General features: G+C 60.3%; 12 protein-coding genes. 6 read left to right on the forward strand and 6 right to left on the reverse strand.

Features of this window, described 5'->3' with window-relative positions:
* Positions 1-50 precede the first annotated feature (50 nt).
* Entirely contained in the window at positions 51-1,511 is a 1,461-nt protein-coding gene (gene dacB, locus AACY50_RS10950) for a D-alanyl-D-alanine carboxypeptidase/D-alanyl-D-alanine endopeptidase (protein ID WP_339432463.1), read from the reverse strand.
* Positions 1,512-1,553: 42 nt separating this feature from the next.
* Between dacB and AACY50_RS10955 the strand changes: the two genes are divergently transcribed.
* Together AACY50_RS10955 and AACY50_RS10960 are read left to right on the forward strand one after the other, a co-directional pair.
* Positions 1,554-1,694, forward strand: coding sequence for a hypothetical protein (locus AACY50_RS10955; protein ID WP_339432462.1), 141 nt, complete (start codon positions 1,554-1,556; stop codon positions 1,692-1,694).
* A 51-nt stretch (positions 1,695-1,745) separates the two neighbouring features.
* A complete protein-coding gene (locus AACY50_RS10960) occupies positions 1,746-2,090 on the forward strand; it encodes a YggL family protein (protein WP_003223308.1) in 345 nt (114 codons plus the stop codon).
* Positions 2,091-2,127: 37 nt separating this feature from the next.
* Here the strand turns inward: AACY50_RS10960 and AACY50_RS10965 are convergent, their stop codons facing one another.
* Complete coding sequence (locus AACY50_RS10965) at positions 2,128-3,324, reverse strand: benzoate/H(+) symporter BenE family transporter (RefSeq protein WP_339432461.1); 1,197 nt, start codon at positions 3,322-3,324, stop codon at positions 2,128-2,130.
* Positions 3,325-3,595: 271 nt separating this feature from the next.
* Here AACY50_RS10965 and AACY50_RS10970 point away from each other — a divergent pair, with 271 nt between their 5' ends.
* Positions 3,596-4,360, forward strand: coding sequence for a GntR family transcriptional regulator (locus tag AACY50_RS10970; protein ID WP_339538548.1), 765 nt, complete (start codon positions 3,596-3,598; stop codon positions 4,358-4,360).
* A 149-nt stretch (positions 4,361-4,509) separates the two neighbouring features.
* Here the strand turns inward: AACY50_RS10970 and guaD are convergent, their stop codons facing one another.
* From guaD to xdhA, 4 genes are all read right to left on the reverse strand, one after another.
* Positions 4,510-5,814: a guanine deaminase gene (gene guaD, locus AACY50_RS10975; RefSeq protein WP_339432460.1), complete on the reverse strand. Its 1,305-nt coding sequence runs from the start codon at positions 5,812-5,814 to the stop codon at positions 4,510-4,512.
* A 13-nt stretch (positions 5,815-5,827) separates the two neighbouring features.
* Positions 5,828-6,685: a xanthine dehydrogenase accessory protein XdhC gene (gene xdhC / locus AACY50_RS10980; RefSeq protein WP_339432459.1), complete on the reverse strand. Its 858-nt coding sequence runs from the start codon at positions 6,683-6,685 to the stop codon at positions 5,828-5,830.
* 115 nt (positions 6,686-6,800) lie between these two features.
* Positions 6,801-9,200: a xanthine dehydrogenase molybdopterin binding subunit gene (gene xdhB, locus AACY50_RS10985; protein WP_339432458.1), complete on the reverse strand. Its 2,400-nt coding sequence runs from the start codon at positions 9,198-9,200 to the stop codon at positions 6,801-6,803.
* Positions 9,193-10,647 (reverse strand): xanthine dehydrogenase small subunit, encoded by a 1,455-nt coding sequence (xdhA, locus tag AACY50_RS10990; protein ID WP_339432457.1) that lies wholly within the window; start codon positions 10,645-10,647, stop codon positions 9,193-9,195. Before xdhA ends, xdhB begins: the two co-directional genes overlap by 8 nt.
* A gap of 268 nt (positions 10,648-10,915) precedes the next feature.
* Between xdhA and AACY50_RS10995 the strand changes: the two genes are divergently transcribed.
* The 3 genes from AACY50_RS10995 to zipA all read left to right on the forward strand — a co-directional run bounded on the left by AACY50_RS10995 (position 10,916) and on the right by zipA (position 16,153).
* The gene (locus AACY50_RS10995; RefSeq protein WP_339432456.1) at positions 10,916-11,575 is read left to right on the forward strand and encodes a GntR family transcriptional regulator; all 660 of its coding nucleotides are present in this window, start codon (positions 10,916-10,918) and stop codon (positions 11,573-11,575) included.
* Between the two features lie 2 nt (positions 11,576-11,577).
* Positions 11,578-15,066, forward strand: coding sequence for a chromosome segregation protein SMC (gene smc, locus AACY50_RS11000; protein ID WP_339538549.1), 3,489 nt, complete (start codon positions 11,578-11,580; stop codon positions 15,064-15,066).
* 226 nt (positions 15,067-15,292) lie between these two features.
* Positions 15,293-16,153, forward strand: a complete 861-nt coding sequence (gene zipA, locus AACY50_RS11005; RefSeq protein ID WP_339464965.1) for a cell division protein ZipA — start codon at positions 15,293-15,295, stop codon at positions 16,151-16,153.
* Positions 16,154-16,179 lie beyond the last annotated feature (26 nt).

Below are 16,179 nucleotides of genomic sequence, written 5' to 3' on the forward strand. Positions count from 1 at the left end.
GAACTGACGTCTTCGCGGGCAAGCCTGCGCCCACAGGTTCGGCAGTGTGCTTACAGCACGGAAGCGGTCTGCGCCGTTTTCGGCTGGCGATACAGATCCAGCAGCACCTGATCCAGCACCGACGACGCACCAAACGGCGCTTTGTCGTTGAGGATCGCCACCACCGCCCAGGTGTTGCCGTTGACGTCGCGGCTGAAGCCGGCAATCGCCCGCACAGTGTTCAGAGTGCCGGTCTTGATGTGGGCTTCGCCGCGCATGGCGGTGGTCTTCAGACGTTTACGCATGGTGCCGTCGGTACCGGCGATCGGCAGCGAGCTGATGTACTCGGCGGCGTACGGGCTATGCCAGGCCGCTTGTAGCATGTTCGCCATTTCACGGGCGCTGACCCGTTCGGCACGGGACAGACCAGAGCCGTTCTCCATCACCAGGTGCGGCGCGGTAATGCCTTTCTTTGCCAGCCACTGACGCACCACGCGCTGAGCTGCTTTGGCATCGTCACCGTCGGCGTCGTTACGGTACTTCTGGCCCAAGCTTAGGAACAGTTGCTGGGCCATGGTGTTGTTACTGTATTTATTGATGTCGCGGATGATTTCCGCCAGGTCCGGCGAATAAGCGCGGGCCAGCAGTTTGGCGTTGCTTGGGGTGGACGCCAGGCGATTCTTGCCCTGAATGCTGCCACCCAGTTCTTTCCAGATCGCCCGAACGGCGCCGGCGGTGTAAGTCGCATGGTCGAGCAGCGACAGGTAAGTCTGCGAGCTGCAACCGTCACCCAATTGGCCGGCGACGGTCACGGTCACGCTGCCATCAGCCTGCGGCACCGGGTTGTAACGCACACCGCCGGTGCATTGCTTGGAATTGAGGGCTTTGACGGTGTTTTCGATGTGGATGCTGGCAATCGGCGGTTCCACCGAGATCAGCACCCGGCCACCGTCATTGCGCGCCACGAAGCGCAAGGCCTTGAGGTTGACCAGCAGCGAATCGGGCTTGACCAGAAACGGCTTGTTCTGATCGTTGCCGTCATCGTTGAATTCCGGCAGTTGCGGCTGCACGAAGAAGTTGCGGTCCAGCACCAGATCACCAGTGATCTGGGTCACGCCGTTGGCGCGCAAGTCGCGCATCAGCAGCCAGAGTTTTTCCATGTTCAGCTTGGGATCGCCGCCGCCCTTGAGGTACAGGTTGCCATTGAGGATGCCGCCGCTCAGGTCGCCGTCGGTGTAGAACTCGGTTTTCCATTGATGGTTGGGGCCGAGCATTTCCAGCGCCGCGTAAGTCGTGACCAGCTTCATGGTCGAGGCCGGGTTGACCGATACGTCAGCGTTGAACACGGTCGGGGTACCCGGGCCGTCGAGCGGCACCATCACCAGCGACAAAGCGCTGGGCTGCAACTTGCTGGCCTTGAGCGCTTTTTCGACGTTGGGGGTGAGGGCGGTATTGATCGTGGCAGCAGAAACAGGCAGGGCCAATGGCAGAAGAAGGCCGGCGAGAAATAGAGGACGCAACGATTTGATCATATGAAATAAAACCCTGCAGAAGAGGGGAAAAAAGGCGAGGACATGGATGAAAAAGCCCTCAGTGGTCATGAAAGTGTCGGCATTATGCCCCAAGGTGTTACCGCTTGTGCCGTGCTGGAGGCGGCCAACGGCTTATTTTTTTACAGGCGGTCGGGCGCTGTGTCCACAGAGGCGGGCAATTGACGTTTTAAACTGGTAAAGTGCCGGCCGTTATTACTTAAGAGGATTGTTCCAATGGCGACTAACCGTTCCCAGCGTCTGCGCAAAAAACTGTGCGTTGATGAATTTCAAGAGCTGGGTTTCGAACTGAACCTGGACTTCAAAGAAGACTTGTCCGAAGAAGCCATTGACGCGTTCCTAGAAGCCTTCATCAAAGAAGCCATGGAAGCCAACGGTCTGGGTTATGTTGGCGGCGACGACTTCGGTCTGGTATGCCTGCAGAAGCGTGGCTCGGTCAACGAAGAGCAGCGCGCTGCTGTTGAAGCCTGGCTGAAAAACCGTAGCGAACTGACCGGTATGACCGTCAGCCCGCTGCTGGACGTTTGGTATCCGGAAAAGCCGATCAACGCGGCTAAGTGATACTGAAAAAAACGGCGACCTTCGGGTCGCCGTTTTTTTATGCCTGGGTTTTGCGCCCGTTGAGGATCAGCAAGGTCACCACCCCCGCCACAATCCCCCAAAACGCCGAACCGATGGAAAACAGCGTCAGCCCCGACGCCGTGACCATAAAGGTGATCAGCGCCGCTTCACGTTCCTTCACTTCGCTCATGGCGATGCTCAGCCCGTTGATGATCGAGCCAAACAGTGCCAGCGCAGCAATCGACAGCACCAATTCTTTGGGTAGTGCCGCAAACAACGCCGCCAATGTGGCGCCGAATACGCCGGCAATCCCGTAGAAAATTCCGCACCAGACTGCGGCGGTATAACGCTTGTTGCGATCCTCATGGGCGTGCGGCCCGGTGCAGATCGCCGCGCTGATGGCCGCGAGGTTGATGCCGTGGGAACCGAACGGCGCCAGCAGCAGCGAGGCGATGCCGGTGGTGGTGATCAGTGGCGAGGCCGGGACGGTGTAGCCGTCGGCGCGTAGCACGGCGATGCCGGGCATGTTCTGCGAGGTCATCGCCACCACGAACAGCGGGATGCCGATGCTGATGGTCGCCGCGAGCGAGAAGTGCGGCGTGGTCCACACCGGCGTCGCCACTTCCAGATGGAAACCGCTGAAATCCAGCAGGCCCATGAAGCCCGACAGCGCGGTGCCGATCAGCAGCGCGGCGAGCACCGCGTAACGTGGCGACAGGCGCTTGACCACTAGATAGGTGAAGAACATCCCCAGCACCAGCCCGGTGCGGTGTTGCGCGGCGACGAAGATTTCGCTGCCGATCTTGAACAGAATCCCCGCCAGCAACGCCGCCGCCAGTGATGCCGGGATCTTTTTCACCAGGCGTTCGAAGCTGCCGGTCAGGCCGCAAATCGTCACCAGCACCGCGCAGGTGATGTAGGCGCCAATGGCCTCGCCATAGGTGACACCGCCAAGGCTGGTGATCAGCAGCGCCGCACCGGGCGTCGACCAGGCGATGGTGATGGGCGTGCGATAGCGCAGCGACAGACCGATCGAGCACACCGCCATGCCGATCGAAATCGCCCAGATCCACGAGGAAATCTGCCCGCTGCTCAAACCCGCCGCTTGCCCGGCCTGGAACATCAGCACCAGTGAACTGGTGTAGCCGGTCATCATCGCGATAAAACCGGCGACGATAGCCGATGGCGAAGTATCGGCGAGAGGGCGCAGCCGGGTGTAGGTGGCGTCGTTCATGACGGCGGTGTTCCTTATACAGATGAAGATGTGCGCAATTACCCTGAACCCCTGTGGGAGTTGTGTTCTGGCTGCGGATTCTGCGAACAAGCCTAAACTCAAACGTAACGGATCGTTGCAATACAGCCGAGGTCACAAACAGCCATACAGTCGTGTTGCCACCATCCATTGTGTACAATCGCGCTGTTTTTTACGCGATACTTGCCAGCGACCTACTGTGCCGTATTACAGTCACGGTCTATTCGCCGCAGTTCTCCCGACTCGAGTGCCCATGAACGAACAGTTGCAACCCCTCAAGAAACAACCGCGAGCAGGCAAAGCCGGCCGCAGCGGCACCCAGGACGATATTGTCTACGCGCATATCTTCGAGGCCATCCTCGAACAGCGTCTGGCGCCCGGCACCAAGTTGAGCGAAGAAGCGCTGGGGGAGATCTTCGGGGTCAGCCGCACCATCATTCGCCGCGCGCTGTCGCGTCTGGCCCATGAAGGCGTGGTGCTGTTGCGACCCAACCGTGGCGCCGTGGTTGCCAGCCCGAGCGTTGAAGAAGCCCGCCAGGTGTTCATGGCACGGCGTCTGGTCGAGCGTGCGATCACTGAACTGGCGGTGCAACACGCCACCGCCGAGCAGATCGCAGAACTTCGTCAGATGGTCAATGACGAGCGCGACAGCTTCTCCCGTGGTGATCGCGGCGCCGGTATTCGTCTTTCGGGTGAATTCCACCTGAAGCTCGCCGAAGCGGCAAAGAATGCTCCGCTGATCAGTTTTCAGCGCAGCCTGGTTTCGCAGACTTCGCTGATCATTGCCCAGTACGAAAGCGGCAACCGCTCGCATTGCTCCTACGACGAGCACACCCAGTTGATCGACGCCATCGAAGCGCGCAACGTTGAGCTGGCGGTGGACTTGATGATGCACCACATGGACCACATCGACAGCAAGCTCAACCTCGATGAGGAGAGTGCGTCGGATGACCTGCATGCGGTGTTCTCGCATTTGTTGCAGACCAAGAAGCCGGGGCGTCCTGCGGCCAAGCTCTAAAGTAGACCGAGTCACTCCCTTCGCGAGCAGGCTCCCACAGGGGAATGCATTTCAAATGTGGGAGCGGGCTTGCTCGCGAAGGTGTACTGACAGGCAATAAAAATCCCCCGGGGTGAGCACCTCCGGGGGATTTTTTATGCCTGAAAGACTTAGCGCTGATGCACCAAAGCACCCGCCGCATACGTCTGCTGCACCGTCCGGTCGTCGCCCAGCGTCATCAACACAAACAACGTCTCGGCAATGTTGTTGGCCTGCTTCAAGCGATAGCTGAGCAACGGCGTGGCGTTGTAGTCCAGTACCAGGAAGTCGGCATCACTGCCCGGTTTCAGATTGCCGATCTTGTCTTCCAGGCGCAGTGCCCGCGCGCCGCCCAGGGTCGCCAGGTACAGCGACTTGAACGGACTCAAGCGCGCACCTTGCAGTTGCATCACTTTGTAGGCTTCGTTCAGGGTTTGCAGCAGCGAGAAACTGGTGCCGCCGCCGACGTCAGTACCGAGGCCGACGTTCAGCTTGTGCTTCTCGGCCATCGGCAGGTTGAACAAGCCGCTGCCGAGGAAGAAGTTCGAGGTCGGGCAGAACGAGATCGCCGACCCGGTTTGCGCCAGCCGTGCGCATTCGTCGTCACACAGGTGCACGCCATGAGCGAATACCGAGCGCTCGCCGAGCAAGTTGTAGTGATCGTAAACGTCCAGGTAGCCCTTGCGCTCCGGGAACAGTTCCTTGACCCACTCGATTTCCTTGAGGTTCTCGCTGATGTGGGTCTGCATGTACAGCTCGGGGTATTCGGTCAGCAGTTGCCCCGCCAGCCCAAGCTGTTCCGGGGTACTGGTCGGGGCGAAACGCGGCGTGACCGCATAGTGCAGACGACCCTTGCCGTGCCAGCGCTCGATCAGTGCCTTGCTTTCGACGTAGCTCGATTCGGCGGTGTCGGTCAGGTAGTCCGGCGCATTGCGATCCATCATCACTTTGCCGGCGATCATGCGCAGGTCAAGCTTCTCGGCCGCCTCGAAGAAAGAGTTCACTGACTGCGGGTGCACGCTGCCGAACACCAGCGCGGTGGTGGTGCCGTTGCGCAGCAGTTCCTTGATGAAGATATCGGCCACATCATCGGCGTGAGCTTTGTCACCGAACTGGCTTTCGCACGGGAAGGTGTAAGTGTTGAGCCAGTCCAGCAGTTGCTCGCCGTAGGCACCGACCATGCCGGTCTGCGGCAGGTGGATGTGAGTGTCGATGAAGCCCGAAGTGATCAGCGCGTCCTGATACTGGGTGATCTCGATGTCTGCCGGCAGGGTCGGCAGCAGTTCGCTGGCGTGGCCGAGGGCGCTGATCTTGCCGCCATCGACCACCAGCAGGCCGTCCTCGAAATATTCGTAGGAGGCTTCGATCCCGACTTCGGCGGGGTCGGCGATGCTGTGCAGGATGGCGGCGCGGTAGGCTTTGCGAGTCAGAGGCATGAGGGTTCTCTAATCAGTTTGAGGCTTTGAGTTTGGTGGCCTGACTGCGGCGCGATACGGGCAGCAGTTTGGCAATCGGCTCGGCGCTGGCGCTGTGCTGGCCGAAATTGGCGTTATAGGTGGCGATGATTTCGCCGGCGATGGAGATGGCGATTTCCACAGGCAGTTTGCCTTTGACTTCGCCGATGCCCATCGGGCAGCGCATGCGTTGCACGACGCTGGGGTCGAAACCGCGATCACGCAGGCGATGTTCGAACTTGACCCGTTTGGTCTTCGAACCGATCAGGCCGAACCAGGTGAAGTCGTTGCGCTTGAGGATTGCGGCGGTCAGCTCCAGATCAAGCTGATGGTTGTGGGTCATGACGATGCAGTAGCTGCCGGCGGGCAGGTCATCGATTTCATCCACGGGCTCTTCGGCGACGATTTTACGCACGCCGTGGGGAATCTGTTCGGGGAACTCCGCCTCCCGCGAGTCGATCCAGCGCACCCGGCACGGCAGGCTGGCGAGCAACGGCACCAAAGCACGGCCAACGTGGCCGGCGCCGAACACCGCGATCTGCGCCTGTACCTGGCCCATCGGTTCGAACAGCAACACGGTGGCGCCGCCGCAGCACTGGCCGAGGCTAGCGCCGAGGCTGAAGCGCTCCAGATGAGTGTCTTGCTTGCCGCTGGCGAGCATGTCGCGGGCGATCTGCATGGCTTTGTATTCCAGATGCCCGCCACCGATGGTGTCGAAGCTCTGGTTCGCGCTGATCACCATCTTCGAGCCGGCATTGCGTGGCGTCGAGCCGAGTTCTTCGATGATCGTCACCAGAACGCAGGGTTCGCCCTGGTTCTGCAGGTCGGCGAGGGCGTCGATCCAGTTGTACATAGTCACCTCGACATCTGTGTTGTCTGTTCAGTCGTCTTCGCGAGCAAGCCCGCTCTCACATTTGGAATGCATTTTCCTGTGGGAGCGGGCTTGCTCGCGAATGGCGCGCCTCGGTCTAGAGCGAAGCCAGCTCGGTCTCTGTTTCTACCGCTTTCACAGTCTTGAGCTGGCGCATCTGCTCGCACCCCCACAGCACCCGCTCAGGGGTCGCCGGTGCATCGACTTTCGGTTGATGCTTGTAGTCACCGAGGCTCGCCACGGCGTCCTTGATCGCGCACCACGCGGCAATCCCGAGCATGAACGGCGGCTCGCCCACAGCCTTGGAGTGGAACACGGTGTCTTCCGGGTTCTTGCGGTTTTCCACCAGTTTCACCCGCAGGTCCAGCGGCATGTCCGCCACGGCCGGGATCTTGTAGCTGGCGGGGCCGTTGGTCATCAGCTTGCCTTTGTTGTTCCAGACCAGTTCTTCCATGGTCAGCCAGCCCATGCCCTGGACGAAACCGCCTTCCACCTGACCTATGTCGATGGACGGGTTCAGCGAGGCGCCGACGTCGTGGAGGATGTCGGTGCGCAGCATCTTGTACTCGCCGGTCAGGGTGTCAACGATCACTTCGCAGCACGCCGCGCCGAAGGCGAAGTAGTAGAACGGGCGGCCACGGGCCTGGCTGCGGTCATAATAGATTTTCGGGGTCTTGTAGAACCCGGTGCTCGACAGCGAGACCTGATTGAAATACGCCTGCTGGATCAGCGCTTCGAAGGTCAGGATGTGGTCGCGCACACGCACATGGCCATTGTGGAATTCGACGTCTTCTTCGCTGACCTTGTATTGGCGTGCGGCGAATTCGATCAGGCGTCGCTTGATGATCTCGGCGGCGTTCTGCGCGGCCTTGCCGTTGAGGTCGGCACCGCTGGAGGCAGCGGTCGGCGAGGTGTTCGGCACCTTGTCGGTGTTGGTTGCGGTGATCTGCACGCGATCGATTTCGACCTGGAATACTTCGGCCACGACCTGCGCGACTTTGGTGTTCAAACCCTGACCCATTTCCGTGCCGCCGTGGTTCAGGTGGATGCTGCCGTCGGTGTAGATGTGGATCAGCGCACCGGCCTGGTTCAGGAAGCTGGCGGTGAAGGAAATACCGAATTTCACCGGGGTCAGCGCCAGGCCTTTTTTCAGGATCGGGCTGTTGGCGTTGTAGCGACGGATCGCTTCGCGGCGCTCGTGATACTGGCTGCTTTCTTCCAGTTCAGCGGTCATTTCTTCGAGCATGTTGTGCTCGACGGTCTGGTAGTAGTGCGTGACGTTGCGTTCGGTCTTGCCGTAGTAGTTGGCCTTGCGCACGGCCAGCGGATCGAGGTTCAAGTGACGGGCAATCGCATCCATCACTTCTTCGATGGCAACCATGCCTTGCGGGCCACCGAAACCCCGGTACGCGGTGTTCGACGCGGTGTTGGTCTTGCAGCGATGACCGTTGATGGTCGCGTCGCCCAGGTAGTAGGAGTTGTCCGAGTGGAACATCGCCCGGTCAACAATCGAGGCAGACAGGTCCGGTGAGCAGCCGCAGTTGCCGGCCAGGTCCATGTTGATCCCGTGCAGGCGCCCGGTGCTGTCGAAGCCGACGTCGTACTCGACGTAGAACGGGTGACGCTTGCCGGTCATCAGCATGTCTTCAACGCGCGGCAGACGCATCTTTGTCGGCTGGCCGGTGAGGTGCGCGACCACCGCGCACAGGCATGCCGGGCTCGCGGCTTGCGTTTCCTTGCCACCGAAACCTCCGCCCATGCGACGCATGTCGACGACGATTTTGTTCATCGACACGTCGAGCACTTCGGCGACCAGTTTCTGCACTTCGGTGGGGTTCTGCGTCGAGCAGTAGACGATCATGCCGCCGTCTTCGGTCGGCATTACCGAGGAGATCTGCGTCTCCAGGTAAAAGTGTTCCTGGCCGCCGATGTGCAGCGTGCCTTGAATGCGGTGTTCGGCAGTGGCCAAAGCACCGGCCGAATCGCCGCGCTGGTGGGTGTGGCTGTCGAGCACGAAGTGGCGTTTGCGCAGGGCTTCGACCACATCCAGCACCGGCTCCAGGTCTTCGTATTCGATGATCGCGGCCATTGCCGCTTTGCGCGCGGTTTCCAGATCTTTCGCGGCGACGGCCAGCACCGGTTGACCGACGAACTGCACATCATCGATGGCCAACAACGGATCGCCCGGCATCAGCGGGCCGATGTCTTTCAGGCCCGGCACGTCCTGGTGGGTGATGGCGATGCGTACGCCTTCGAATTCATAGCAAGGCTTGGTGTCGATGCTGATGATTTTCGCGTGGGCGCGGTCCGACAGGCGTGCGTACAGGTGCAACTGGTTGGGGAATTCCAGGCGATCATCGATGTACTGCGCTTCACCGGACACATGCTTGGCGGCGCTGTCGTGTTTCACGCTACGGCCGACACCGGTGGTCAGGTCTTTGGCGAACAGTTCAGCCAGTTCAGCTTGGGTCTTCTCTACGGCGTGATGGTTAGACATAAGCGGTCACCCGAGTCTCGATGTGCGGTGTTTGCAGTTCGATGAAGTATTTGCGCAGCAGGTTCTGCGCGCTGAGCAGGCGATATTCCTTGCTGGCGCGGAAATCCGAGAGCGGTGTGAAGTCCTCGGCCAGCGCGGCGCAGGCGCGTTCGACCACGGCGTTGTTGAACGGCTGGCCGAGCAACACGGCTTCGCAATGGGCGGCGCGTTTCGGGATCGCCGCCATGCCGCCGAAGGCGACGCGGGCGTCAGTGATCACGCCGTTTTCGACGCGCAGGTTGAACGCGGCGCAGACGGCAGAGATGTCGTCGTCCAGACGTTTCGACACTTTGTAGGCGCGGAACAGCTGCTCGGCGCTGGCACGCGGGACGATGATCTTCTCGATGAACTCGCTTTCCTGACGCGCCGTGACGCGGTAATCGATGAAGTAGTCCTCAAGATTCAACGTGCGCCGGGTGTCACCTTTGCACAGCACGATCTGCGCACCGAGGGCGATCAGCAGGGGCGGTGAGTCACCGATGGGCGAGGCGTTGCCGATGTTGCCGCCGAGGGTGCCCTGATTGCGGATTTGCAGAGAGGCGAAGCGGTGCAGCAGTTCGCCGAAGTCCGGGTACTCGGCGTTCAGTGCTTCATAGCAGTCGGAGAGGGCGGTGGCGGCGCCGATTTCGATGCGGTCGTCGAAGGTTTCGATGCGCTTCATTTCTGCGACATTGCCGACATAAATCATCACCGGCAGGGTGCGGTGGAACTGCGTGACTTCCAGCGCCAGATCGGTGCCGCCGGCCAGCAGTCGGGCTTGCGGGTAGGCGTCGTAGAGGTCGGCCAGATCGGACACGGTCAGCGGCACCAGGCAGCGCTTGTCGCCGCTGTTGAGTTCGCCGATATCGGTGGGGGCAATGGCTTTGAGGCGGGCGATGGTTTCGGCTTCGCGGGCGTCGAACTGGTCCGGTTGCTTGCCACAGCACGATTGTTCGGCAGCGGCGAGGATCGGCCGGTAGCCGGTGCAACGGCAGAGGTTGCCGGCCAGTGCTTCGTGGGCTTTGGCATGATCCGGTGCATTGCTGTTCTTTTGCAGGGCGAACAACGACATGACGAAACCGGGGGTGCAGAAACCGCACTGCGAGCCGTGGCACTCGACCATGGCTTTCTGCACGCTGTGCAGTTCGCCTTGGTGCTTGAGGTCTTCGACGCTGATCAGTTGCTTGCCGTGCAGCGACGACACGAACGTCAGGCACGAGTTGAGGCTGCGATAACGAATGTGTTCGCGGCCAGCGTCATCCGTTTGCAACTCGCCGACCACCACGGTGCAAGCGCCGCAATCACCGCTGGCGCATCCTTCTTTGGTGCCGGATTTGCCGACGTGCTCACGCAGGTAATTGAGCACGGTCAGATTCGGGTCCAGGGCGTGCTCGCTACGGAGTTCCTGGTTAAGTAAAAACTGGATCACGGAAGGCCTCGCAGACTCATTATTGTTGTTAACCGACGTGAACCGAATTTAGCAGGTCTGACTTTTCGGTCAATGGTTTTCTGACTTAAAGGTCAGGAAAATGCGTTTCGTCGATCAGCAACGTGTCTATTCAGTATTGACCCTCATTGGATCCCCTGCTTTTTTGCGGGATTCGTGCCAAAAACCGCTGAGTGGGCACTCCGCCATGACCGTGCATTTGCGCTACACTGCGCCGCTTGTGCAGATCGATAGAGTTTGAAGGACAACCATGACGTTCAAGGCGCCGGACAGCCTCGCCGAGCAAATTGCTCACCACCTCGCCGAACGCATCATTCGTGGCGAAATGAAGCCGGGAGAGCGCATCCAGGAACAGAAGGTCACGCTGGCACTCAATGTCAGCCGCGGATCCGTTCGCGAAGCCTTGTTGATCCTCGAACGCCGCCACCTGATCGCGATCCTGCCGCGCCGTGGCGCGCACGTCACCGAGTTGACGGCGCACAAGGTGCAGAGCCTGTGCACGCTGATGAGCGAACTGTACATCCTGCTCGGCAACTCGGTGGCCAACGGCTGGCAAGACCAGGCCGACATGGCGCCGTTCGTGCAGATCCAGCAGCGCCTGACCGCCAGCTACGAGCGTCAGGACATCCGAACCTTCGTCGATGACAGTTTCGCCGTGATGCGCGCGGCCTATCCGTTTGCCAACAACCCGTACCTGCAAGAGACCGTCGAGAACCTGCAACCGGCGATGAGCCGCGCGTACTTCCTCGCCCTCGAGCAGCGCAAGGCTGAGATGAGCGAGTTCCTCGAACTGTTCGAGCGCTTGCTGGCCGCCGTGCTTGCCCGTGATCTGCCGCAGATCCGCATCGTGCTGACGGCTTACGCCCAGCGCAGTTGCGATCTGGTGGTGTCCGCCCTGACGGTCGCCTAAGCGTGCGGCTCAAGTGCATCAAACTGGCGGGATTCAAATCCTTCGTCGACCCGACCACGGTGAACTTCCCCAGTAACATGGCGGCGGTCGTCGGGCCGAACGGTTGCGGCAAGTCGAACATCATCGACGCCGTACGCTGGGTGATGGGCGAAAGTTCGGCGAAGAACCTGCGTGGCGAGTCGATGACCGACGTCATCTTCAACGGCTCGACCAGCCGTAAACCGGTGAGTCAGGCGAGCATCGAGTTGGTGTTCGACAACTCCGACGGCACGCTGCTGGGCGAATACGCCGCTTACGCGGAGATTTCCATTCGTCGCAAAGTGACCCGCGACAGCCAGACGACTTATTACCTCAACGGCACCAAATGCCGTCGTCGCGACATCACCGACATCTTCCTCGGCACCGGCCTCGGCCCGCGCAGCTACTCGATCATCGAGCAGGGGATGATCTCCAAGCTGATCGAGTCCAAGCCTGAAGATCTGCGCAACTTCATCGAAGAAGCGGCCGGCATTTCCAAGTACAAGGAGCGTCGGCGCGAGACCGAAAACCGCATCCGCCGCACCCACGAAAACCTTGCCCGCCTGACCGACCTGCGCGAAGAACTCGAGCGTCAGCTCGAGCGCTTGCACCGCCAGGCCGAGGCCGCCAAGAAGTATCAGGAATTCAAAGCCGAGGAGCGTCAGCTCAAGGCGCAACTGTCGGCCCTGCGCTGGCAGGATCTGAACGATCAGGTTGGCCAGCGCGAGTCGATCATCGGCACCCAGGAAATCAGTTTCGAAGCGCTGGTCGCCGAGCAACGTAACGCCGACGCCGCTATCGAGCGCCTGCGCGACGGGCATCATGACCTGTCCGAACGCTTCAATCTGGTGCAGGGACGCTTCTATTCGGTCGGCGGCGACATCGCCCGGGTCGAGCAGAGCATCCAGCACGGCCAGCAACGTTTGCGTCAATTGCAGGACGACTTGAAAGAAGCCGAGCGCGCGCGTCTGGAAACCGAATCGCACCTGGGCCACGACCGCACGTTGCTGCTGACCCTCGGTGAAGAGCTGGACATGCTCACCCCCGAGCAGGAAGTCACCAGCGCCGCCGCCGAAGAGGCTGCCGCCGCGCTGGAAGATTCCGAAACCGTCATGCACGGCTGGCAGGAGCAGTGGGACACCTTCAACCTGACCGCCGCCGAACCGCGCCGTCAGGCTGAAGTCCAGCAGTCGCGCATCCAGCAGCTGGAAACCAGCATGGAGCGTCTGGCCGATCGGCAAAAGCGCCTCGGCGAAGAGCGTGCATTGCTGTCGGCCGATCCGGAAGACGCGGCGATCATTGCGCTCAACGAACAACTCGCCGAGTCCGAAGCGACGCTTGAAGATTTGCAGACCAGCGAAGAGGCTCAGGTCGAAAAGCTTGAGCAACTGCGCCAGGAGTTGCAGCAAGCGTTGACCGCGCAGCAACAGGCGCAGGGCGATTTGCAGCGTTTGAATGGCCGGTTGGCCTCGCTGGAAGCCTTGCAGCAAGCCGCGCTCGATCCGGGCACCGGCACGGCTGAATGGCTGAAGGAGCACAACCTGGCCGAACGACCGCGTCTGGCCGAAGGCCTGAAGGTCGAGGCCGGTTGGGAGTTGGCGGTGGAAACCGTGCTCGGCGCCGACCTGCAAGCGGTGCTGGTGGATGATTTCAACGGTTTTGATTTGTCCGGCTTCACTCAGGGCGATTTGCGCCTGCTCAGCCCCGGCACCGATGGCGTGCGAGTGGCGGGCAGCTTGCTGGACAAGGTCGAGGCGCAGATTGACCTGTCGCCATGGCTCAGTCAGGTCAAACCGGTCGATAGTCTGGAGCAGGCCTTGGCCTTGCGCGGTCAGCTGAGCGCCGGGCAGAGCCTGATCAGTCGTGATGGATACTGGGTCGGTCGGCATTTCCTGCGCGTGCGCCGTGCCAGCGAAGCCGAAAGCGGCATGCTTGCCCGTGGCCAGGAAATCGAGACGCTGCATCTCGAACGTGAAGAGCGTGAAGCCACGGTCGAGGCGATGGAAACCCGTTTGCAAACCCTGCGCGCGCAACAGCGTCAGCAGGAAAACGGTCGCGAACATTTACGTCGCTTGCTGCAAGACGAAGCCCGTCAGCAAGGTGAATTGAAAGCCCAGTTGTCCGCCGGCAAAGCCAAGGCCGAACAACTCACGCTGCGCCGTACCCGTCTCGATGAAGAGCTGATCGAGCTCGGCGAACAGCGTGAGCTCGAGCATGAGCAAATAGGCGAAGCGCGCATGCAATTGCAGGACGCCCTCGACGCCATGGCGCTGGACACCGAGCAACGCGAGTTGCTGCTGGCCCAGCGCGACAGCTTGCGCGAGCGCCTCGACCGCGTGCGTCAGGAAGCGCGGCAGCACAAGGACCATGCGCATCAATTGGCCGTGCGGCTCGGCTCGTTGCGCGCGCAGCATGACTCCACGCGCCAGGCGCTGGAGCGTCTGGAAATGCAGGCCGAGCGTCTGACCGAAAAGCGCGAACAGTTGAGTCTGAATCTGGAGGAGGGCGAGGCCCCTCTGGAAGAACTGCGCCTGAAGCTTGAAGAGTTGCTCGACAAGCGCATGACCGTCGACGAAGAACTCAAGACTGCGCAAATCGCCCTGGAAGATGCCGACCGTGAATTGCGCGAAGCGGAAAAACGCCGGACGCAAGCCGAGCAGCAATCGCAGTTGATCCGTGGCCAGCTCGAACAGCAGCGCATGGAATGGCAAGCCCTGACCGTGCGCCGCAAGGCTCTGCAGGATCAACTGCTCGAAGATGGCTACGATCTCAATGGCGTGCTCGCGACATTAACGGCACAAGCCAGTGAACGCGAAGCCGAAGAGGAACTCGAACGGATCAATGCCCGGATTCAGCGTCTGGGTGCCATCAACCTCGCGGCCATCGACGAATACACGCAACAATCCGAGCGTAAACGTTATCTGGATGCTCAGGATGCCGATCTGGTCGAGGCACTGGAGACGCTGGAAAACGTTATTCGCAAGATCGACAAGGAAACCCGCAACCGTTTCAAAGATACCTTTGATCAGATCAATGGCGGTTTACAGGCGCTTTTTCCAAAAGTTTTCGGTGGCGGGCGCGCGTATTTGGAACTGACGGGCGAAGATCTACTCGATACAGGGGTAACGATCATGGCGCAGCCGCCTGGAAAGAAGAACAGCACCATCCATTTGCTCTCCGGCGGGGAAAAAGCCCTGACCGCGCTGGCACTGGTTTTTGCGATCTTCAAGTTGAACCCGGCGCCGTTCTGCATGCTCGATGAAGTTGACGCGCCACTGGATGACGCTAACGTTGGACGCTACGCACGATTGGTTAAGGAGATGTCTCAGACGGTGCAGTTCATCTATATCACTCACAACAAGATCGCCATGGAAATGGCCGAGCAGTTGATGGGTGTGACGATGCATGAACCGGGTTGTTCGCGACTGGTAGCTGTAGATGTCGAGGAGGCGATGGCGATGGTGGACGCCTAGCGGCGCAGCGGCGAGTTGCAAGCTTCAAGCGGCAAGTGAAGCGGCTTGCAGCCTGGAGCTTAAAGCTTGTAGCTGCGAAGCCTTTGATCGTGCTAGTTTAATGTCAATTTTTCGTATACGTGGGCAAAACACCTGTCAGAACATAGAGTTGGCGCCACGTTTTAAAGCGGTTTGCACAGTGTAAACCCCTTATTTTTCAGCATTTTTTATAGAGGCACGGGATTACATGGAAATCGGTCTGCGCGAGTGGCTGATCGTCATCGGCATCATTGTGATAGCCGGTATTCTTTTCGATGGCTGGCGCCGGATGCGCGGCGGCAAGGGAAAACTGAAATTCCGTCTTGATCGAAGTCTGTCGAATCTGCCGGACGAGGACACCAGCGCCGAGCTGTTGGGCCCGGCCCGCGTTCTGGACACCCATAAAGAGCCACAACTGGACGAGCACGATCTGCCGTCGGTGAGCATGCCGGCCCGCGAAGCACGCGAGCCTCGCGAATCCGGCTCCAAGCGTGGCAAGCGTGGCAGCAACGGTCCGGCCCAGGGCGACCTGAACCTTGACCTGGATCTGGACGGCGGCCCGAGCTTCAGCAGTCGTGAAGACTTCGCCAATGATGCCAAGGCTGCACCGGTGGTCAGTGACAAGGATCAACCGCAAGCCGAAGAGGTTCTGGTGATCAGCGTGATCTGCCGCGACGCTGCCGGTTTCAGAGGCCCAGCGCTGTTGCAGAATATTCTGGAAAGCGGTCTGCGTTTTGGTGAGATGGATATTTTCCACCGTCACGAAAGCATGGCTGGCAACGGTGAGGTGCTGTTCTCCATGGCCAATGCGGTCAAGCCGGGCATCTTTGATCTGGACGACATCGATCATTTCAGCACCCCGGCGGTGAGCTTTTTCCTCGGTCTGCCTGGCCCGCGTCATCCGAAGCAGGCCTTCGACGTGATGGTGGCCGCTGCCCGCAAGCTGTCCCAGGAACTGAACGGTGAACTCAAGGATGACCAACGCAGCGTCCTGACCGCGCAGACCATCGAGCATTACCGTCAGCGCATCGTCGAGTTCGAGCGCCGCGCCCTGACCCATAAGCGTTGATTGAAAAGATTGCCTCGTTATAAAGA

The organism is Pseudomonas sp. RA_15y_Pfl2_54 (assembly GCF_963971015.1).
Classification (GTDB): Bacteria; Pseudomonadota; Gammaproteobacteria; order Pseudomonadales; family Pseudomonadaceae; genus Aquipseudomonas; species Aquipseudomonas baetica_A.